This is a genomic window from Glutamicibacter sp. PAEs-4 (assembly GCF_051161755.1).
GTDB classification, from domain to species: Bacteria; Actinomycetota; Actinomycetes; order Actinomycetales; family Micrococcaceae; genus Glutamicibacter; species Glutamicibacter nicotianae.
Genome location: NZ_CP195017.1, coordinates 518,192 through 538,407, shown reverse-complemented (window position 1 = coordinate 538,407; position 20,216 = coordinate 518,192). Strand labels below are relative to the sequence as shown.

Here is a 20,216-nt window from a genome sequence, read left to right as displayed (position 1 = left end):
AAATTGGCCCCGCGGCATCAGAGCCGGTCCAGGGCCTGCTTCAGATCTGCCCAGAGGTCTTCCACTTCTTCAATGCCTACCGACAGGCGGATCAGGCTGGCAGGGACGCTGGCCGGTTCGGAAGCGTGGCGTGCCCGCCGCTCGGCCAGGGACTCCACTCCTCCCAGCGAGGTGGCACCGGTGATGAGCGTGAATGCATCCAGCACCCGGTCGGCTTCTTCGGCAGAGCCGCCCGCTTCGAAGGCGATCACCGAACCGAACCCGCCCATGAGTTCGGCAGCGCGCGCGTGGCCCGGGTTATTGGCCAATCCCGGGTAGCGCACTGCCTGCACCTTGGGATGCGCCGCCAGCCGTTCGGCCAGCAGCTGGCTGTTCGACTGCGAGCGTTCAAGGCGTACGGCCATGGTGCGCACCCCGCGCAGGGCGAGGAAGGTATCCATCGGTCCGGCGATCGCGCCATGCAAGGTCCGGTATCCGTGCAGTCGGCTGTGCAGCTGTTCGTCGCTGGTGACCAGCGCGCCCATGATCACATCCGAGTGGCCCGAGAGGTACTTGGTCACCGAGTGCACGACAAGGTCGGCGCCGTGGACCAGCGGCTGCTGCAGCAGCGGGGTGGCAAAAGTGTTATCCACGATGCTCAGCACGTTCTTCGCTTTCGCGCCGGCCAGCAGTGCCGGCAGGTCTGCAACTTCCAGCATGGGGTTGGTCGGCGATTCCACCCAGAGCACATCGGCCCCATCCAACGCGGCGAGCACTTCGTCGGTGTTGGCAATGTCCACCGGGCGGATGCTCAGCCGTCCAGCTTCTTGCAGTTCCGAGCTCAGCGCCAGCGAACCGTTATAGGAATGCCGTGGCATCACCAGCACGCCGGCCTCTGGAACGAGGCTCAATGCCGCGGCAATAGCTGCCATGCCGGAGGAGAAGACCAGGGCCGGCAGGGTTGCCGCTTCGAGCTGGCCCAGCACTTCCTCGAAGGGATCCCAGGTGGGGTTGGAGAACCGCGCATAGACGCGTTCGCCGGGCGCCGCCTGGCCCTTGGAATGGTAGGTAGAGGTGAAGGTGACCGGGTGGTTGACTGGAACGTCGTAGCCATGGGCCGGACGCCCACCGGCAACGAGCAATGTCTTCGGGTCCCAGGCCGGGTTGGAGCCTTGTTCTGCGGTGCGGGGGTTCATGGAAAAAACTCTACGCTGGATCGGGTACTGCCAAACGGTGGATTTCACTACATTTCATGTGACTGATCCACCACACTTGACGTATTTCCAATGCCCAACCAGCCGTTGCAGTACGCATCTTTAAATGTCCTTGGATAGGCTAGTGGGGTGAGTAGAGATTCGAGTTCCCCAACCCGTGGCTTGTTCATCGTTTTCGAGGGCGGCGACGGCGCCGGCAAGTCCACGCAGGTCGCGCTGGCCAAGCAGTGGCTGGAATCCCGTGGAGCCAAGGTCGCCACGACCCGCGAACCAGGTGGAACCCAGATCAGCGAAGAGCTGCGTTCCCTGGTGCTTGACCACGGCCACGGCGACATCGATGCGCGTACCGAGGCTCTGATCTACTCGGCGGCGCGTGCCGCCCATGTCCAGCAGGTCATCTCCCCCGCGCTGGAGGCCGGAACCCACATCATCTGCGACCGGTTCGTCGATTCCTCGCTGGCCTACCAGGGCATGGGCCGCGAACTCGGAATTGATGCCGTCGCATCAATCAACGACTTCGCAACCGGCGGTTTGAAGCCAGATGCCACCATCATCCTCGACATCTCCGCCGAGCAGGGGCGCGCCCGGCGCATTGCGGCCAGCGGCGGGGTGGAGCAGTCGGATCGCTTGGAATCCGAGCCGGATGATTTCCATGAACGCATCCGCAACGCCTTCCTCGATTTGGCTGCCCGTGAGCCGCAGCGCTACCTGGTCCTGGATGCCACCGCCAGCGTGGAGCAGCTGCACCAATCGGTTGCGCAGCATCTGGCAGGCCTGCTGTGACCCGGCCGGTCTTCGCGGACCTCGCCGGGCAGGAACGCGTCATTGACACGTTGACCGCCGAGGTTGATCGCGGCAACCCCACCCATGCCTGGCTGGTAACCGGCCCCCCGGGTTCGGGCCGCACCACCGCGGCGCGTGCTTTCGCGGCGGCATTGCAGTGCACCCAGACTCCGGCCGGCTGCGGTGAGTGCGCCAATTGCAAAATGGTGATGAATTCGGAGCACCCTGATGTGTCCTTCGTTTCCACCGACAAGTTCGAGTACCAGATTGCCGATGTCCGCCACCTGATTACCCGTGCGCAGGAAAGCGCTGGCACCGGCCGCTGGCGCATCATCATCATCGAAGATGCAGACCGCATGTCCGAGCGCAGCACCAACGTGCTGCTCAAGGCCATCGAAGAGCCTCCAGCCAAGATGATCTGGATCCTCAGCGCCCCGTCTCCCGCCGATGTGCTGGTGACCATCCGGTCGCGTTGCCGCGCGGTAAACCTCTCCGTGCCTTCCACCCAGGACGTTGCAGATCTCCTGGTGCGCCGCGATGGGCTGGAACCGGATCAAGCATTGTTCGCTGCCCGGGTTTCGCAGTCGCATATCGGTGTGGCCCGCTTGCTGGCTCGTGACGAGCAGGCACGCATCCAGCGCGAGAAGGTCGTTACGCTGCCGCTGCGCACCACGACCTTGCCGCAGGCGATGGCGGCGGCCGCAGAAATCTCCAAGCTGGCCAGCGAGCGTGCCGAAAACATCACCGGCACCGACCTGCAGAACAAGATTGCCCAGCTGCGCCATGCCAATGGCTTGGGTCCGGAAGAGACCATCCCACCTGGATTGCGCGGGCAGTTCAAGGCGCTGGAGGATGATGCCAAGCGATTTGCCCGGCGTGCTGCCTTCGATGCCCTGGACCGGACGCTGACTGACCTGACCACCTTCTTCCGCGATGTCTTGAGCATCCAGCTGAAAACCGGTACCGAGCTGATCAACGAGCACCTGCGCGAGAAGCTGGAGCGGTTCGCTGCGGAACAGTCCAGCGAGAAGTCCTTGGCCCAGCTTGATGCCATCAATGAAACCCGCGGCCGCCTGGCCGCCAACGTCAACCAGCTCATGGCGCTGGAAGCGCTCATGACCCGTCTGCTGCCACAGCCCGGACGCCGCTAACCCATCCCAAGGAGACACGAACAGTGCCTGCACGCTCACCGATGAAGCGCTTGGCCGCAGTAGGGACTGCCATGGCTTTGGGCCTGGCAGGCTGCTCTTCCCCCACAGCGGATTCGCCATCCAGCGCATCGAATGCCCCGAAGCCCGCGCCGAACACCAGTGCGCCTGAAGGATTGGAAACCTTCTATACCCAAAGCCTCGACTGGGAAAAGTGCGGCAGCGTCATCGAATGCGCCACCATCGAGGTTCCGATGGATTACGACAATCCCGAAGGCGAGAGCATCGAGCTGGCCCTGAACCGCCGCGCCGTGGACGGGGCGACGCGCAATATCCTGGTCAACCCCGGTGGCCCTGGTGGATCTGGACTGGACATGGTGTCGTCCACGGTCCCGAGCATGTTCAGCGATGACCTGCAGCGGGCCTACAACGTCATCGGCTTCGACCCACGAGGCGTGGGAGAAAGCTCTCCGGTCACGTGCCAGAGCGCTGCCGAAACCGATAAGGGGCGCCAGGAAAACCTCCGTGCGTGGGTTCCTGAAGACCAGCACGAGATCATCGAGAGCACCGAGGACTATGCGGCTGACTGCGCGTCCAATACCGGCGAACTGCTCGACCACGTCGATACCGTATCGGCCGCCAGGGACATGGACGTGATCCGTGCTGTGCTCGGTGATGCGCAGCTGGACTACCTCGGTGTCTCCTACGGAACCTTCTTGGGCGCAACCTATGCTGACTTGTTCCCGCAGAATGTGGGGCGTTTCGTGCTGGACGGCGCCATGGATCCAACCTTGTCAGCTTCGGACCTCACCTTGGCCCAGGCGGTTGGGTTCGAGAAGGAAATCGACGCTTGGCTCGCCAGCTGCCTTGAAAGCGGCAATTGCCCGTTCACCGGAACCGTCGAAGAGGCCAAGGTGCAGCTGCAGCAGTTCTTTGCTCAGGTGGAGAACGAGCCGATGACCGCCAGCGATGGGCGAGTCGTTCCGATCATCGACTTCGTCAACGGCTTCATTTTGCCGCTCTACGATGATGCCAGCTGGTCCTATTTGACCGACGCCATGAACGCCGCGGTCAACGAAGGGAATGTAGACATCATCCTCAGCTTGGCGGATCTCTCGGCAGACCGCCAGAGCGACGGCACCTATGCTTCGAATTCGAGCGACGCCTACGTAGCCATTGATTGCCTGGATCGTCCAACGGACAGCAGCCAAGAAGCCATGCAGGCCGAAGCGACCGAGCTGATGCGTGCGGCTCCGACCTTGGGCAAGTATCTGGCCTACAGCGGCATCGCCTGCGAGGCCCTGGACTTCGAATCCACTGGCAAGCCTGAGGTGCTCGACGCGAAAGGCTCGAATGAGATCCTCGTCATTGGCACCGTCGGTGATCCAGCCACCCCATATAAGTGGTCCGAGGCCCTGGCCAAGCAGCTGGATAACGCGACCCTGCTGACCTATGAAGGCCATGGCCACACCGCCTATGGGCGTTCCAACGAGTGCATTACCAAGGCGGTGGATGAGTACCTGATCGACGGCAAAGTCCCCGAAGCCGGCACCCGCTGCTGATTGGGCCTGATGATGTCATCGCCGTTTTGACGTTCAGACAATTCCTCGGATAAAGTGACGTGGTGCCTGTTTGCAGGCACAGGCCTCCTTAGCTCAGGGGTAGAGCAGCTCCCTCGTAAAGAGCAGGTCGCCGGTTCAAATCCGGCAGGGGGCTCCACGTGAAGAAAACCCCGGAATCGCGAACAACTCGTGGTTCCGGGGTTTTCGCCATCTTCAGCGGTTCTTGCCAACTGGGTTCGGCCTTTGCACCCCACGGACTTCATTCGCGTCCCATATATGCCCCAACGACAACTTGGGATATGCGAACAGGCCCTGGTTCCAGATGAAACCAAGGGCCCGTTCTTGGGGTCGGTGTTCTATTCGAAGTCGGCGGTGGCCGGGTCAGCCGAGATGCGGCCTTCGGCGCCGCGATCCAGGGTAGCGATGGCTGCCAGATCTTCTTTGTCCAGCTTCACATTCAATGATTCGAAGTTCTCGACGATGCGCGATTCGGTGGTCGACTTCGGGATGACGACATTGCCTAGGGCCAGATGCCAGGCGATGACTACCTGCGCCGCCGATGCGCCATGCTTCTTGGCGATGTCCGCCAGTACTGGGTCGCTCAGCAGTTCACCGCCATGGCCCAGCGGGGACCACGACTCATGCAGGATGCCGTGCTCGGCTTCGTAGGCGCGCAGCTCGGTCTGGGGGAAGTACGGGTGGGTTTCAACCTGGTTGATGACCGGGCGGACTCCAGTTTCGGTGTAGAGCTCTTCGAGTGCTTCCTTGGTGAAGTTGCAAACTCCAATGGACTTGGCCTTGCCGTCCTTCTGCAACTGGATCAGCGCCTTCCAGGTGTCCACGTAGGTGCCGCGCTTCGGCTGCAACCAGTGGATCAGGTACAGGTCGACGTACTCGAGGCCAAGACGCTGAAGCGAAGCATCCGCTGCGGCCATGGTCTTCTCATAACCCTGGTCCGAGTTCCAGACCTTGGTGGTGATGAACAGTTCTTCGCGCGGCACGCTGCTGGCGGCAACTGCACGGCCGACTCCAGCTTCGTTTCCGTAGATGCGCGCGGTGTCGATGTGGCGGTAGCCAGCGTCGATGGCCTTGCCAACGACCACTTCCGCGTCGGCGTCGGCGACCTTCCAGACGCCGTAGCCAAGCTGGTCGATGGTGTTTCCGTCAAGGAACTGCAGTTCAGGGATTGTTTGGGTCATGGAACTAATTTAGTTCACCGATGCGTGCGGCACGGCGAAAAACCACGCCAGCGATCGGGAAAACCCAATTATTCGCTGGAAGCGAGATTTTGCGCGGCCCGGCTGACGTCTTCTTCCACCAGCTTGGCCCGATGGCGCACCGCCTCGATGTCGATCGGCCGGCCGGCTTCCGCCTGCATCCGCATCATCGCGATCACCTGTGCGGTCGTCGCCAAATCGTTGGCCGCCTTGGTCAGCGAACGGTGCGCCGCCGAGGTCAGCTGCGGGATCGTGTCGTCATTGCTCGGGGTGATCCGCTGCGCCGCGCAGCATAGCTGGCGCACGGTCGGCAGGAGCACTGCCATCTCGTTGGCTTCCTTGACGAGCTCGTTGTACGCCTGGACATCAGTGATGCCTTCAACCACCTGGAAGACCCGGTCCAATGACCGCTGGAAACGGTCATGCGCGCGACGCCAGACGCCCTCGCCGAGTTCGCGAGTAGCAGCACGCTCAGCGCGCAGTCGTGAAAAGAACGCCATTACACTTCTCTGCCGGTGGTTTCCGATGGATTACTGGTTCTAGCCTACCGGGATCACCGCAGTGTTCCCGGCAACGCAGTCGACATAAAACGAAACCGGCCGTGAGGGCCATCCGCTGTCGCGGATGGCCCTCACGGCCGGTTCCAGTCGGGTTCAGCAGCAACGCCCCTCGGGGTTCTTTTCCTGCCAGTCGGTGTAGTCCTTCCAGAACTCACGCTCGGTCATCGGATTGGCGCCGGAATGATTGCGTTCGTGGTGTTCCAGGTAGTGCTGGTACTTGTCGGCACCGAGCACTCCGTCGACAAACTTCTTGGCTTGCCCCAGGCGTTCCAAAAGCGTAGCCATGGCTAGTGGCCGCCGCGCTGGACTTGGGCTTCGGCAGGGACCTGCTTCCAGGCCTTTTCAAGCTCCTTTTCAGCAGGCGACGAGATCAAGCCGGCAGGTGCGTACATCTTCGATGGCACGGCCGGATCCTCGGTGCTGGTGCCGCCGCCGTTGCGCTTGGCCTTGATGGTTGCGACGACAGCCGAGACCAGCACGATCGCGGTCAGCAGCAGGAAGACCACGGACAGCCAGCCCTGGACACCGGTGTTGCGCACCACGGCCTCCATTGCTTCAACGCTGCCCGCCGAGCCGAGGGAAGTCTCGCCATTGGCCAACGCTTCCTTGTAGGCGTTGTGGTTCGCGAAGTAGCCGACCTTGGTGTCTGCGGAGAAGATCTTCTGCCAGCTGGCCACGAAAGTGATCACCACGGTGAAGGCCAGCGGCAGGGCGACAACCCACAGGTACTTGAAGTTGTTCTGCTTGGCGATGATGGTCATCACCACTGCCAGCGCAATCGCTGCCAGCAGCTGGTTGGCGATGCCGAACAGCGGGAAGAAGGTGTTGATGCCGCCCAGCGGATCGGTTACGCCGAGGATCAGGATGTAGCCCCAGCCGGCGACCATGATCAACGTGCACAGCCACACGCCCGGACGCCACGAGGTGTCCTTGAACTTCGGGATGAAGTTGCCGATGGTGTCCTGCAGCATGAAGCGTGCAACACGGGTACCGGCGTCAACCGCGGTCAGGATGAACAGCGCTTCGAACATGATCGCGAAGTGGTACCAGAAGCCCATCATCGCGGTGCCGCCGAACCACTGGTGCATGATGTGCGCAATGCCCACAGCCAGCGTCGGTGCGCCACCGGTACGCGAGACCACCGAGTTCTCGCCGACGTTATTAGCCAGTTCGCTCAGCTGGTTCGGATCCAGGCTGACGCCGGCCAAGCCCAGCGAGTTCACGAACACCGCGGCGGTTTCCACCGTACCGCCGGTGGCGGCAGCCGAGGAGTTCATCGCGAAGTAGATGCCGCGGTCGATGGAGATCGCTGCAACCAGCGCCATGATGGCCACCATGGATTCCATCAGCATGCCGCCGTAGCCCAGGAAGCGGGTCTGCTTTTCCTTCTCGACCAGCTTCGGGGTGGTACCAGAGGAAATCAGGGCGTGGAAGCCGGAGAGCGCGCCGCAGGCGATGGTCACGAACAGGAACGGGAAGATATGCCCGGCCACGACCGGGCCATCAGCTCGTCCGGCGAACTCGGAGAAGGCAGGAACATCGATTTCCGGGCGGACAACGATGATCGCCACGGCCAGCAGGGCGATGACGCCGATCTTCATGAAGGTCGACAGGTAGTCGCGCGGAGCGAGCAGCAACCAGACCGGAAGCACCGCGGCGATGATGCCGTAGATGATGACCGCCCAGGCGATGGTGGTGCGCTCCAGGTGGAAGAACTCGGCACCCCACGCGGATTCGGCAATCCAGCGGCCGGAGATGATCGCGAACATCAGCAGCACGAAGCCGATGATGGAGATTTCCAGGACCTTGCCCGGGCGGATGAACCGCAGGTAGATGCCCATGAACAGAGCGATAGGAATAGTCAGGCCCACCGAATAGACGCCCCAAGCGGACTCGCCCAGCGCATTGACGACCACCAGCGCCAAGATGGCGGTAATGATGATCATGATGGTCAGGGTGGCGATCAACGCGGCGGTGCCGCCGATCAAGCCCAGTTCCTCGCGAGCCATCTGGCCCAGCGAGCGTCCACCGCGGCGCATGGAGAAGAACATGACCAGGTAGTCCTGGACCGCGCCGGCCAGCACCACGCCCACGATGATCCAGATGGTTCCGGGCAGGTAGCCCATCTGGGCTGCGAGGATCGGGCCAACCAGCGGACCGGCGCCGGCGATGGCCGCGAAGTGGTGGCCGAAGAGGACCCGGCGGTCGGTGGGTACGAAGTCGCGGCCGTTATTGACCGATTCGGCCGGGGTAGCGCGGAAATCATCCGGCTTGGCGATCTTGCGCTCGATGAACTTCGAATAGAAGCGGTAGGCAATCAGGTAGGTCGCGACAGCGGCAAAGACGAACCAGATGGCATTGATGGTTTCCCCGCGCGAGAAGGCGAGGATCGACCATGCGATGCCGCCGACCAGTGCAATGGCAACCCAGATGCCGATCTTGGCCGGAGTCCAGCGCTTTTCTTCGCGTTCGGCAACCTCAGGATCGACACCCGCTGGTGGCAAGGTATTTTGGGTCCTCAATTTGAGCAACCTCCTAGGAACGGTGCAAGTGATGTGAGTGACCAGTGGTTATTAAACAAGTCACGTACTTTAATGACTACGCAGTCACCTTACAACCGGTTCGCCCGTTGCATTAAACCTTTATGACAACTTTTCCGGTGTGTTCGCCCGAATCAAAGTATTCATGGGCGGCGGCCAGCTCCGCGAAGTCCATCGTCTTGGTGACATTCAGGGCCAGTTTTCCCTGTTCCAGCAGCGGCAGCACCTTGGTGGTGGTCTGGCGAACGATTTCCGCCTTTTCGCCCAGCGGGCGGGAACGCAAAGTCGTGCCGATGATCCGCGCCCGCTTGTTCATCAGCAGGCCCAAATTCAGTTCCGCCTTGGCACCGCCTTGCAAACCGATGACTACCATCCGCCCGCCGACGGCGAGCGCCTTGACGTTCTCTCCCAGATACTTGGCGCCGACAACATCCAGGATCAGGTCAACGCCCCTGCCATCGGTCAATTCCTTGATGCGGGCAGAAAAATCCTCTTCGCGGTAGTTGATCCCTTCATCGGCGCCGAGCGCACGGCAGTAGTCCAATTTTTCTGCCGACGAAGCGGTGACGATGACGCGGGCCCCGGCGGCCTTCGCGAGCTGTATGGCCATGGAGCCGATGCCGCCGGCACCGCCATGGATCAATAGCGTCTGTCCCTGGCCCAGTCCGCCTTCGATGAAGAGGTTGGAAACCACGGTGGCAGCGACTTCCGGCAACCCGGCGGCGTCGATGGTCGATACCGACCCGGGGATTTCGATGAGTAGCTCTGCCGGAACATTGACGTACTGCGCATACCCGCCGCCAGCGAGCAGGGCTGCAACACGCGTTCCGGGTTTCCATCCGCTGACGCCTTCGCCGATGCCCACGATGGTGCCGGCAACTTCCAGCCCAGGGATGTCGCTGGCCCCGGGAGGTGGCGGATACACGCCCTTGCGCTGCTGCACATCCGCGCGGTTCAGGCCGAACGCCTCGACTTTGACCAGCACTTCTCCCGCCGTAGCGACCGGAATTGGCCGTTGCACCAGCTCGAGGACTTCTGACCCACCGGCACCGTTGTAGATATAGGCGTTCATAACGTCGTTCATGGTCTTCAATTCCTTTCGAGCGGGGTTCATGCCGTATACTTTTTCGGGTTGGATGGTTGTCCGAGCGGCCGAAGGAGCTGGTCTTGAAAACCAGTAGGCGGCAACCCCGTCTCATGGGTTCAAATCCCATACCATCCGCGTTCTAAGATTTGGCGGGCTGATCTTCGGATCAGCCCGCCAAACTCCTTAATCCTGTTCTGCGCTCAACCCTCCGTTGCCGTTCAGCCCCGCTAGACGCGCCACTTCGTTCACCACGTTGGCCGCGTCGTGCAAGGTCCGGGCCGCAGGCCTGCGCAGGTCGCCAGCTTGGGCGGCAATTGCCGTTCCCCACTGCGCAGATGACAATTGCAATCCCAGCACAAACAGCCCACGGTGAGCCAGTCCCTCGCTGTTGACCAGACGGTATGGCTCGCCAACCACGTCGAAACCAGATCCGGGCAGGCTTTCGCCTTCCGCATTCTTCCACCTGTGCACGCGCGCCACATGATCACCCAACAGCTGCTTGATCAGCGCAGAGCTATTCTGCAAGACGCGGTTGCTCGGCATCATCGCCTCGCACATGGTCTTCGCGGTGTGCACCTCCGCATCGACCCACGGCGAGGATGCCGTGAACCGCTCCGACACCTCATCGAAGCCGAACTCCGGATCCGGGCCGACGAAGGAGACGATTCCCGCACGCGACAGCGCCAGCAGCTGCTCAATGCGTTCCAGCGGTGGACCGGATGACAACCCTTCGACCAATGGCTCGAAGTGCGCCTGGATTTCCTCGATGCGCGACTGCTCGTCGATCACGCCCGAAGCGATCAATTCCTTGATCAGCATGCGCCCGGCATTCATCGTCATGATCGCGCAGGACAACGGGTCGTCAAGTCCACCGGTGCTGTGCCGGGCATTGTCGACGAGGTAGTCGCGTACGCTCTGCTGGTACTGCTCATCGGAGTTGAATCCGACTTCCTCGAATGGCTTGGCCAGCTTTGGAACGTCGAGCCACTGCAGCTGCGGGAACTGCTCGATGAATTTGCGCAGTTCGCCAAGCCACACCTGGCTTCCTTCATGATGCTCGGCAGAGAGAATCGCTTCGAGCCGCTCAACGAACTCGCGCTCGCCTAAGCCATCAGGGGCGCCATGCACGCGGGCACAGCTGCTGTAGTAGGCGAACAGGATGTCGCGATGCAGTTTCGGCCAAATATGGCGTGAGAACACCAAGGACGCGGCAGGATTGGTGGCGCGGGCTTCGGCGAGGCGTCCAATCAGTTCCGGCGCGTCGAAGTAGCGAAGCTCGATTTCATCTGGAATGAACTGGTCCACCACTGGTTTGCCCCAGTACGGGGTTCCTCGCCGCGAAGCCACGATCAGTGCCGGCTCCCGACCTGAGGCAATGTATTCAAGGCGGTGCCCCGGCTCGGTGCTGGACTCGCGGAAGATTCCGCCACGGCCCGCTGTCAGCTCGGCCATGCCGTCGAAGAAATTCAACCCCAACCCGCGGATCAATGCCGGCTGGCCTTCCTTGAAGCGGGAATAGTCGAGGTCTGCAGGGACGTTCGGCGGCATGTAGGTCGCCCCTGCCTGCGCGGCTGCTTCCTCGAGCTGCTTCTGCCACGGGTTCAGCTCAGCCGGCTGGTGGCCCAGGGCCAGCACCACGGCGTCGGCGTCGAGCTGACGGGTTTCAGCACTGTCCTGGGCACTGCTGAAATCGACCTGGTAGGCGTTGCCTACGGGGCGGACAGCGATCACTTCTGCGGCAACATGCTGGATGCTGAAATTCTCGTGGGCGGCGAGAATGGAGGCGCTGCGGTCATAGACATGCTCAAGGTACTCGCCGTAGATTGCGCGTGAGGGATAGGTCCCGGGTTCAATCCGCTCGATCAGCTTGGCGTGCTCGTCGGTGAGTTTTCGTCCGTCGCCGCGAAGCTCCACGAACTGGCGAAAGCTCAGCCCCGGTTCAGCGCCTTCCCGTTCGGGGGCAACCGTCGGAAATGACGACGGGGTGTTCATCAGGAAATTCTGGGACTGCTTCGGGTTCCACACGTGGCCCGAACCCGGAGTGAATGGGTCGAAAACCGTCACTTTCAGGACGGTGCCTTGTTCCGGGAGGTTCAACGCCAAATTGGCGAGTCGTTCAACCACGCTGGTGCCGCGCGGGCCTGCCCCAACCAGGACCAGGCTGAACTCGTTCTTTGGTGCTGCTTTCTCGCTGTTCACTTCTCTAGGTTATTACCTTTGGACCACGTCATGGGCCAGGCGCATAGACTATGGCCATGACTGAGCATGTTTCTGAGGTTGCAAGCACCGATCCATATTCCTGGCTTGAAGGAATCCACGACGAAACGGCACTCGAATGGGTGCGGAACCAGACCCAGCGCACAGAGTCTGAACTCTACGACGGCACGTTCCACGCAAATGCGCAGCGGATCAAGACGGTTCTCGATGCCCAGGACCGCATTCCGATGGTGACCAAGCGCGGCGAGCACTACTACAACTTCTGGCGCGACTCGGCCCATCGCCTTGGGCTGTGGCGCCGCACCACTTGGGATTCCTACCTCAGCGACAACCCGCAGTGGGAAGTCCTGCTGGATCTTGACCTGCATGCGCGGCAGGAAGGCCACGAATGGCATTTCGCTGGTTCAGCACTGCTGCGGCCCGCCTCCGGTGATACGTATGAGCGTGCGCTGCTTCGTTTGAGCCCTGACGGCGGCGACCAAGTACGCATTCGCGAATTCGATCTGACGTCCAAGAGCTTTGTTCCCGACGGATTCGACCTTCCTGTTGCGAAGACCCAGGCCTCGTGGATTGACCGCGATACCTTGCTGGTCGGTTCCGCAAGCAGCGAGCAATACACCACCCGTTCAACCTACGCGAACACCTTGCGGCGGCTCAGCCGCGGCATGGAAATTGAACAAGCCCCAATTCTCTTCGAAGTCGACAAGGAACATGTCGCAGCATTCGGCTACTACGACTCGACTCCCGGATTCGAACGAATCGTCACCACCGACGCCATCGACTTCTACAATTCCACTGCCGGGGTCTTCATCGATGGGGAACACCATCGGATCGATGTACCAACCGATGTGCAGGTGAGCCTCCACCGGCAGTGGGTCCTTTTTGCCCCGCAAACCCAATGGGAACACCAAGGCCAGCAGATCGCTGCCGGTTCATTGGCCATCGCCCGGTTGGACGCATTCCTAGAGTCCGGCAGCATCGAGAAGGTCCTATTCACCCCGGATGCGCACACGGCTCTGGAGTCACTGAGCTTCACCGCCAATTACCTGTTGCTCACCGTCTTGCACGACGTGGCTTCGCAGGTGCGCATCATCGATCTGGCAGACCAGTTCAGCCAGTCCAACATGCCGTTGGAGGATCCAATGCTCAGCGTCTCGGTGGGAGCTGTTGACGATGAAGATCCGGCGCACGGCGATGACTATTGGATGACCATCACCGGCTTCATCACCCCGACGACCCTGTTGCGCGGCACTGTCGGCGCCCAGGCAGAAGTTGTGAAGAAATCACCGGATCGTTTCGATGCCGACGGTTTTGAAGTCACCCAGCACTTCGCGACATCCGCGGACGGAACCAGGGTTCCCTATTTCCAGGTCGCGGCAGCTGATCTGGTGCACGACGGGAAGAACCCGGTACTGATGGATGGCTACGGCGGTTTCCAGCACAGCATGACGCCCGGCTACGCAGCGGCGATGGGCACCGGGTGGCTATCGCGCCGCACCGATGACGGCCGCAAGCCGGTATACGTCATGACGAACATCCGTGGTGGTGGCGAGTACGGCCCAGCTTGGCATCGTGCGGCGCTTCGTGAAAAGCGCCATCGCGCCTATGAGGACTTCGCCGCCATCGCCCAAGACCTTGTGGCCCGCGGGGTAACCTCCCGAGCGCATTTGGCTGCCACCGGCCGGTCCAATGGCGGATTGCTCATGGGCAACATGATCGCCGGCTACCCGCACTTGTTCGGCGCAATCTCCTGCGGCGTTCCGCTTTTGGACATGCAGCGCTATACCCAGTTGGCGGCCGGCCACTCCTGGATTGCCGAGTATGGCGATCCGGAGGTTCCCGGGGACTGGGACTTCCTGCGGACCTTCTCCCCCGTCCATCGGCTCACCGATCAGCCTCATCGAGTCGATGACTATCCGGCCTCATTGATTTGGACCACGACGTCCGATGACCGTGTAGGTCCATCGCAGGCACGCATCATGGCAGCGAAGATGATGGATCTGGGCATTGGCAACGTCAGGTACCACGAGCCGCAGGACGGCGGCCATGCCGGCTCAACGGACAACGAGTCCACCGCGAAAATGCTGGCGACCAGCTACGAATTCCTGTGGCGACAGGTGCGTTAGCTCTCTCGTTTTGGAACACGCACCCATCTTCAGGTAGGCTAGATTCTGCTGGAAACAGCGGATGGACACGTGCCAGAGCGGCCGAATGGACTTCACTGCTAATGAAGGGTCGGGCTAAAACTCGACCGGGGGTTCAAATCCCCCCGTGTCCGCCAAAAAACCCCTAGTCAACTAGGGGTTTTTTCGTTTCCAGGTCAAGGATAAGACCCGTGGGTCAAAACAGTCGGAATACTTCTCCATGCTGTTTTCGTAGCGAACCGCGAGAAATACTCAACACCGCTTGGCCACACCCAATGCAGGGCCAGATGGAGAACAACCGGTGCAGTTCAATTCACCGTCATTCGACATCAACTAAATGCCATGCGGAAGCCTATATTGGCCACAAGATTTGCTGTTTAAATTAGTCCAGCCCCCGCTGATGATGCATCAGCGGGGGCCAGGTGCGAGTTTTGCGCCAAGAAACAGAATCCCCATTCTGTTTCTTCAAGGACTTTCGATTCCCCAAAAACGATTGCCCAGCGTGAAACCTAAGCCTAGGATACGTCGTTAAACCTTTAACGCCTAGCAATTTTTCAAACTGGGAAAAGTATTTAATTTCTTCGTTCCACTTCTAATTTTGCTCTTCTGGTATTACAGTTGCCATTGGCTTATGCCAATCAAAGAATCACCAGTCAGGCATCGAGTTCGCAGCCCCCAAACGCGACCTCGAAATGGTGAAGCCCGTCAGTCTCCCCCAAAACTGGCGGGTTGCCTGCTTAACGAAGAAAATTCCCGACTGGCGCATTGAAAGTTGACCAGCATTTCGTAAAGTGGTCCGTTTCGGCAAACATGCCCTGGGAATCGCTAACAGTCGTTTGGCGCGCCTTAGGCACGTCCATGCGCCACCCGGGCACAAGTACACGTTGGGCATCCTAGGGCACTAGAAGCAATCACCCGAAGCGCCGGCCTGATTGCGGTGACGTTCTTTTTCGCCGTCGCACTGACCTGCAGTGCCAATAGCTTGCGAGCAGAAAACGCGAACGGGCGAGCACACCGCGTCGACTTCGGCCAGTTGCCGGTCCAGTCGGGGGCGCAAATGGCTGACCATCCAACGTCACTGGATTGCCGCTGCTAATCCTCGCGCTTCACGAAAGTCCGCAGCATGTTCTGCACGATATCTTCCGGCAACGACGTATGGCGGACGATAATTTCCGACATCCGTTCCAGATCGGTATCTGCGATGGCATCGAAGAGCGCTTCGCGTTCAGCTTCCGGAAGCTCGGCAGCATCAAAATGCACAGGGCCATCCGGTCCCTGGCCTTCAAAACGGAAGTCTGCGACATTCCCGTTGGCGTTCGCGCCAGACATTGGGGATGTGGAGATCATGCGTTCCAAATCCTCGACCGGCAGGTCCGTATAGCCGTGGAGAATCTTTGCCGCTGCTTCAAAGTTGGAATCCCGCAGCATCGAGAACAGCTGGTCGTATTCATTGGGCGGCAGCTGCTCGCTGGAAAACTCGCGACTCTCGCCATCAAGCTCAAATGCCATCTTGAAATGCGTGGCACTGGGTTCCTGGAGGGAACTGAACTGCTCGCTCCATTCCTGGGGAACAACCCAGGGATCATCGGCCGATGCTGGCGCTGACTCGGCAGCGGCAGTTGCCGCCGCTTCTCGATCTTCGCGCTCAACTTGGGCTTCGAGCTTCTCGCCCAGGGCCTTGAGCTCGGTATCATCGTTCGGTATTTCCTTGGCAGGGGCAGTCTGCGGGTACTTGTCGAGGCTGCGGACTGCGATCACGCAATTCTTGACCGAGTCGCCGGTAGCCTCGCGGAAGTCCTTGACCGCGCCCATGATGTCGCCCTTGGCCAAATTGCGGTACACCGAATTGCGGGAAGCATCATCTAGTCTCGCGTTCGCGGCCTGTGCCGCCTCACGGGAAATCGCCTGCGCGATTTGCGCAGTGTTCTTCTTGCGAAGCGCTTGCAGACCGAAGTAGCCCAGGGCAATCACTGCAATGAGGACAACGAGCCAGATGAGAAATTCCATGCTTCCAGACTACTTTGTTTAACTGTGCGATTACCCAGCTACGCCCAAAGTGAAAGGCATGACACCCGGAGCGCCGGCGATCCTCAAGGCCCGTCCAGCCATCGCGATAGACCACCGCGAATCGACCAGGTCGTCAACGAGCAGCACCGGCCCTGGAGCATTGGCAATGAGCTGTTCAAGCTGGGTTGGAAGTTCGAACGCATCAGCTACCGCGGCAACACGGAAAGCCGAGTTTCCTCCGGGACCGTTCTGCGGTCCGGGACCGCGATATTCGAGCTGGCCCAGATAGCGCAGCCGACCTACTTCGGCCAGGCCTTGGGCCAGCGAGGTGATCAGCTGGGGGCGCTTATTCGATGGCATGGCCACCACACCCACCGGGCGTTCCTCCCAGTTCCATTCGGCCAGCACCTTGATGCAGGCCTCGAACATCGCCTTGTCGATCGGGTTGTCGGCAGGGTCGGCGAAGATCTGGCGCAAGCGGTTGCCCCAGCCGAGGTCGGTCAACCGGGCCAGCGCACGGCCCATGGCCACCTGCTCGTCAACAGGGATCTTGCCTTTGAGCGCGTAGCCCAGCCGATCCAGTCCGGAGGGGTACAGCTTGCGCGGCTCGATAGGCACACCCACCCGGCCCAAGGCCGCCTGCGCACTGTCCTTGGAGTCGTCGGGAATATGGTCGTCGAACCACACGCCGGCGCAGTTGTCGCACCGGCCGCACGGCGCGGACTGCGGGTCATCCAACGCATCGGTCAGGAACTGCATGCGGCAGCCACGCGTGTTCTCATAGCTGACCATGAGGTTCTGCTCATGGACCCGGCTCTGCGCCACCCGCTTGTAGCGATCGGCATCATAGGTCCACGGCATGTCCGTGCGCATCCAGCCGCCAGCCACGCGCTCCACTGCGCCGTCCACCGCCAGGACCTTCAGCAGCAGCTCAAGCGGCGAGCGCCGAAGGTTCACCGCGCTTTCCAACGCCGGGACACTCATCGCCCCGTCGGCCTTGGCCAGGGCCTCGAGCACCTGGGTGGCACGCTCTTGGTCCGGCATGGAGCTGGTGGCGAAGTATTCCCAGATTTCCGAGTCGTCGGGTCCGGGCAGCAGCAGCACATCCGCGTTGACGCTTCCACGTCCGGCACGGCCCACCTGCTGGTAGTAGGCCACCGGCGAGCTGGGCGCACCGACGTGCAGCACGAAGCCGAGGTCCGGCTTGTCGAAGCCCATGCCCAAGGCGCTGGTGGCGATCAGCGCTTTCACTTCATTGTTCTTCAACGCCTGCTCAAGTCGTTCGCGTTCTTCCAGATCGGTGCGTCCGGTGTACGCGGCAACTTCGTGCCCGGCGTCCTTGAGCAGTCGGGCAATATCCTCTGCGCCAGAAACCGTCAGGGTGTAGATGATCCCCGAGCCCTTGAAGTCCTCGATGTGGCTGAGCAGCCAGGCCAGCTGCATCCGCGGCGAGGCCAGGCGCAGGACACCCAGGCGCAGCGAGTCGCGGGCCAGGGTGCCGCGCAGCGTGAAGACCTCTTCGGTGCCTCCGGCCAGCTGTTCGGCCACATCCTGGACGACTCGGCTGTTCGCGGTGGCGGTAGTCGCCAGCACCGGCAGGCCCTGGGGCAACCGGGCAATCAGATCCCGGATGCGGCGGTAGTCGGGACGGAAATCGTGGCCCCAGTCGGAAATGCAATGCGCTTCGTCGATCACCAGCAGGCCCAGGCGCTGCATCAGCATCGGCAACTGCTGCTCGCGGAAGGATGGATTGTTCAAGCGCTCCGGGGATACCAGCAGCACATCGAGCTCATTGCGCTGCAGCTTTTCGAGAATCTCGCGCCATTCGAGCACGTTGGCCGAGTTGATGGCCGCGGCGCGGACGCCCGCACGCTCCGCGGCCGCGACCTGGTCGCGCATCAGGGCCAGCAGCGGCGAAACGATCAGTGTTGGCCCATAGCCCTGTTCGCGCAGCAGCAGGGAAGCGATGAAGTACACCGCGGATTTGCCCCAGCCGGTGCGCTGGACGACGAGTGCACGGCGCCGCTGGGCCACCAGCGCGCTGATCGCTTCGTACTGTCCGTCGTGGAACTGCGCGTCCGGGTTTTGCACCAGGGCGCGCAGTTTCTGCAGTGCCAGCGTTTTCAGATCCACTTGCGTTGAGCCATCCATGCCTCCAGTATTTCAGTTCCCGCCTACGATTTGGCTCGCGGCGCCCGCTGTTTGTGGATAGGCTCTGCCCGGCGGAGGTGCGGCCAGGATCCATCAGCAGAAATGTTAGGCATTTCCCACCCGCATTCGCCTGCATCTCAATGATTTGAATCGGCCTAGCCGGTAGGCTGAAAGGCGTGAGTGAACAGATTGACCTGAATCAGAGCTTTAAGGCCTACGACGTGCGTGGCGTGGTCGGCGAGACCCTGGATGCCGAAGCAATTGAAGCTATTGGCGCCGCCTTTGTCGACGTGCTGTCGCTGTCCGGCAAGGACGTGCTGGTTGGCGGCGATATGCGTCCGTCCTCCGCGGAATTCGCCCAGGCCTTCGCCCGCGGCGCCACCTACCGCGGTGCCAACGTGGTCATGCTCGGATTGATTTCCACCGATGAGCTGTATTTCGCCTCGGGCAAGTTCAATGCCGCCGGTGTCGTCTTCACCGCAAGCCACAATCCCGCCCAGTACAACGGCATCAAGATGTCCAAGGCCGGCGCCCGCCCGATTTCCTCGGCAACCGGCCTTTTCGACATTCGCGATCTGGCCCAGCAGTACCTGGACGAGGGCCTGCCGGTCTCCGGCGATGCCCCGCAGGGCAGCATCAGCGAACGCGATGTGCTGGCCGACTACGCAGCCTACCTGCGGGAATTAGTGGACTTGTCGGCCATTCGCCCGTTGAAGATCGTGGTGGACGCCGGCAATGGCATGGGCGGCATGACCACCCCTGCAGTCCTCGGGGGCACGGTGCTGGCCGAGTTGCCGCTGGAGATCATCCCGCTGTACTTCGAGCTGGACGGCACGTTCCCCAACCACCCCGCCAACCCGCTGGAACCGGAGAACCTCAAGGACCTGCAGGCAGCGGTGCTGGAGCACGGCGCCGACCTCGGCCTGGCATTCGACGGCGATGCCGACCGCTGCTTCGTGATCGACGAGCGCGGCCTGCCGCTGTCCCCCTCGGCCATCACCGCACTGGTTGCGGTGCGCGAAATCGCGCGAGTGCAGGCCGCCGGCGAACAATCCCCGGTGATCATCCACAACTTGATCACCTCCAAGGCTGTGCCGGAATTCGTCGCCAAGGCCGGCGGCACCCCGGTGATGACCCGCGTGGGCCACTCCTTCATCAAGGCCGAGATGGCCGCCCAGAGCGCGGTCTTCGGCGGCGAGCATTCGGCCCACTACTACTTCCGCGACTTCTACAATGCCGATACCGGGATGCTCGCCGCCATGCATGTGCTGGCCGCCCTGGGCGGGCAAGACCTGCCGCTCTCCGAGCTGGGCGCCGAATACGAGCCGTACGTTGCCACCGGTGAAATCAATTCCGAGGTGGAGGACAAGGCCGGAGCCACCGCCCGCGTGGTGTCCCACTTCCAGGACCAGCCCGTGGACGTGACGACCATGGACGGCACGACCATTTCGGCGGCCGACGGCAGCTGGTGGATCAATCTGCGCCCGTCGAACACCGAACCGTACCTGCGTTTCAACGGCGAGGGCCGCACCGCGCAGATCATTGAGCCCATTCGCGATGCCGTGCTGGCTATCGTGCGTGAGAACACCGTCGCCAACTAGCAAAGG

At 61.5% G+C, this 20,216-nt stretch carries 14 protein-coding genes and 3 tRNA genes; 8 read left to right on the top strand and 9 right to left on the bottom strand.

Features of this window, described 5'->3' with window-relative positions:
- Nucleotides 1–17 precede the first annotated feature (17 nt).
- The gene (locus ACR9WD_RS02595) at nucleotides 18–1,175 is read right to left on the bottom strand and encodes a trans-sulfuration enzyme family protein (protein ID WP_434922649.1); all 1,158 of its coding nucleotides are present in this window, start codon (nucleotides 1,173–1,175) and stop codon (nucleotides 18–20) included.
- A 147-nt stretch (nucleotides 1,176–1,322) separates the two neighbouring features.
- On the opposite strand from ACR9WD_RS02595, the gene tmk reads away from it, so the two are divergent.
- The 4 genes from tmk to ACR9WD_RS02575 all read left to right on the top strand — a co-directional run bounded on the left by tmk (nucleotide 1,323) and on the right by ACR9WD_RS02575 (nucleotide 4,843).
- Nucleotides 1,323–1,976 carry a dTMP kinase gene (gene tmk, locus ACR9WD_RS02590; RefSeq protein ID WP_073707483.1) on the top strand — a complete coding sequence of 218 codons (654 nt, stop codon included), beginning with the start codon at nucleotides 1,323–1,325 and terminating at the stop codon, nucleotides 1,974–1,976.
- Nucleotides 1,973–3,127, top strand: coding sequence for a DNA polymerase III subunit delta' (locus ACR9WD_RS02585; RefSeq protein WP_038993815.1), 1,155 nt, complete (start codon nucleotides 1,973–1,975; stop codon nucleotides 3,125–3,127). The genes tmk and ACR9WD_RS02585 overlap by 4 nt, the downstream gene beginning before the upstream one ends.
- A 23-nt stretch (nucleotides 3,128–3,150) precedes the next feature.
- Nucleotides 3,151–4,686: an alpha/beta hydrolase gene (locus ACR9WD_RS02580; protein ID WP_244213560.1), complete on the top strand. Its 1,536-nt coding sequence runs from the start codon at nucleotides 3,151–3,153 to the stop codon at nucleotides 4,684–4,686.
- A gap of 82 nt (nucleotides 4,687–4,768) precedes the next feature.
- Nucleotides 4,769–4,843: transfer RNA gene (locus ACR9WD_RS02575), tRNA-Thr, on the top strand.
- Between the two features lie 199 nt (nucleotides 4,844–5,042).
- On the opposite strand, the gene ACR9WD_RS02570 is transcribed toward ACR9WD_RS02575, so the two are convergent.
- The 5 genes from ACR9WD_RS02570 to ACR9WD_RS02550 all read right to left on the bottom strand — a co-directional run bounded on the left by ACR9WD_RS02570 (nucleotide 5,043) and on the right by ACR9WD_RS02550 (nucleotide 10,075).
- The gene (locus ACR9WD_RS02570; RefSeq protein WP_121866194.1) at nucleotides 5,043–5,885 is read right to left on the bottom strand and encodes an aldo/keto reductase; all 843 of its coding nucleotides are present in this window, start codon (nucleotides 5,883–5,885) and stop codon (nucleotides 5,043–5,045) included.
- A gap of 68 nt (nucleotides 5,886–5,953) precedes the next feature.
- Nucleotides 5,954–6,403, bottom strand: a complete 450-nt coding sequence (locus tag ACR9WD_RS02565; protein ID WP_073707481.1) for a hypothetical protein — start codon at nucleotides 6,401–6,403, stop codon at nucleotides 5,954–5,956.
- Between the two features lie 153 nt (nucleotides 6,404–6,556).
- Nucleotides 6,557–6,748, bottom strand: a complete 192-nt coding sequence (locus tag ACR9WD_RS02560) for a YbdD/YjiX family protein (RefSeq protein ID WP_121866193.1) — start codon at nucleotides 6,746–6,748, stop codon at nucleotides 6,557–6,559.
- A 2-nt stretch (nucleotides 6,749–6,750) separates the two neighbouring features.
- Nucleotides 6,751–8,985, bottom strand: coding sequence for a carbon starvation CstA family protein (locus ACR9WD_RS02555; protein ID WP_434922648.1), 2,235 nt, complete (start codon nucleotides 8,983–8,985; stop codon nucleotides 6,751–6,753).
- Nucleotides 8,986–9,097: 112 nt separating this feature from the next.
- Nucleotides 9,098–10,075, bottom strand: coding sequence for an NAD(P)H-quinone oxidoreductase (locus ACR9WD_RS02550; RefSeq protein ID WP_434923186.1), 978 nt, complete (start codon nucleotides 10,073–10,075; stop codon nucleotides 9,098–9,100).
- A gap of 62 nt (nucleotides 10,076–10,137) precedes the next feature.
- Between ACR9WD_RS02550 and ACR9WD_RS02545 the strand changes: the two genes are divergently transcribed.
- Nucleotides 10,138–10,225, top strand: a tRNA-Ser gene (locus ACR9WD_RS02545).
- A 48-nt stretch (nucleotides 10,226–10,273) separates the two neighbouring features.
- On the opposite strand, the gene ACR9WD_RS02540 is transcribed toward ACR9WD_RS02545, so the two are convergent.
- Entirely contained in the window at nucleotides 10,274–12,289 is a 2,016-nt protein-coding gene (locus tag ACR9WD_RS02540) for an FAD/NAD(P)-binding protein (protein ID WP_141359045.1), read from the bottom strand.
- Nucleotides 12,290–12,345: 56 nt separating this feature from the next.
- Here ACR9WD_RS02540 and ACR9WD_RS02535 point away from each other — a divergent pair, with 56 nt between their 5' ends.
- Nucleotides 12,346–14,433 carry a prolyl oligopeptidase family serine peptidase gene (locus ACR9WD_RS02535; RefSeq protein ID WP_073707519.1) on the top strand — a complete coding sequence of 696 codons (2,088 nt, stop codon included), beginning with the start codon at nucleotides 12,346–12,348 and terminating at the stop codon, nucleotides 14,431–14,433.
- Nucleotides 14,434–14,496: 63 nt separating this feature from the next.
- Nucleotides 14,497–14,588, top strand: a tRNA-Ser gene (locus ACR9WD_RS02530).
- A 955-nt stretch (nucleotides 14,589–15,543) separates the two neighbouring features.
- Here ACR9WD_RS02530 and ACR9WD_RS02525 read toward each other — a convergent pair.
- Both ACR9WD_RS02525 and ACR9WD_RS02520 read right to left on the bottom strand, forming a co-directional pair.
- Complete coding sequence (locus ACR9WD_RS02525; RefSeq protein ID WP_073707477.1) at nucleotides 15,544–16,458, bottom strand: hypothetical protein; 915 nt, start codon at nucleotides 16,456–16,458, stop codon at nucleotides 15,544–15,546.
- Nucleotides 16,459–16,488: 30 nt separating this feature from the next.
- The gene (locus tag ACR9WD_RS02520) at nucleotides 16,489–18,609 is read right to left on the bottom strand and encodes a RecQ family ATP-dependent DNA helicase (protein ID WP_066144069.1); all 2,121 of its coding nucleotides are present in this window, start codon (nucleotides 18,607–18,609) and stop codon (nucleotides 16,489–16,491) included.
- Nucleotides 18,610–18,785: 176 nt separating this feature from the next.
- Between ACR9WD_RS02520 and ACR9WD_RS02515 the strand changes: the two genes are divergently transcribed.
- Nucleotides 18,786–20,210 carry a phosphomannomutase/phosphoglucomutase gene (locus tag ACR9WD_RS02515; RefSeq protein WP_208644127.1) on the top strand — a complete coding sequence of 475 codons (1,425 nt, stop codon included), beginning with the start codon at nucleotides 18,786–18,788 and terminating at the stop codon, nucleotides 20,208–20,210.
- Nucleotides 20,211–20,216: the final 6 nt, after the last annotated feature.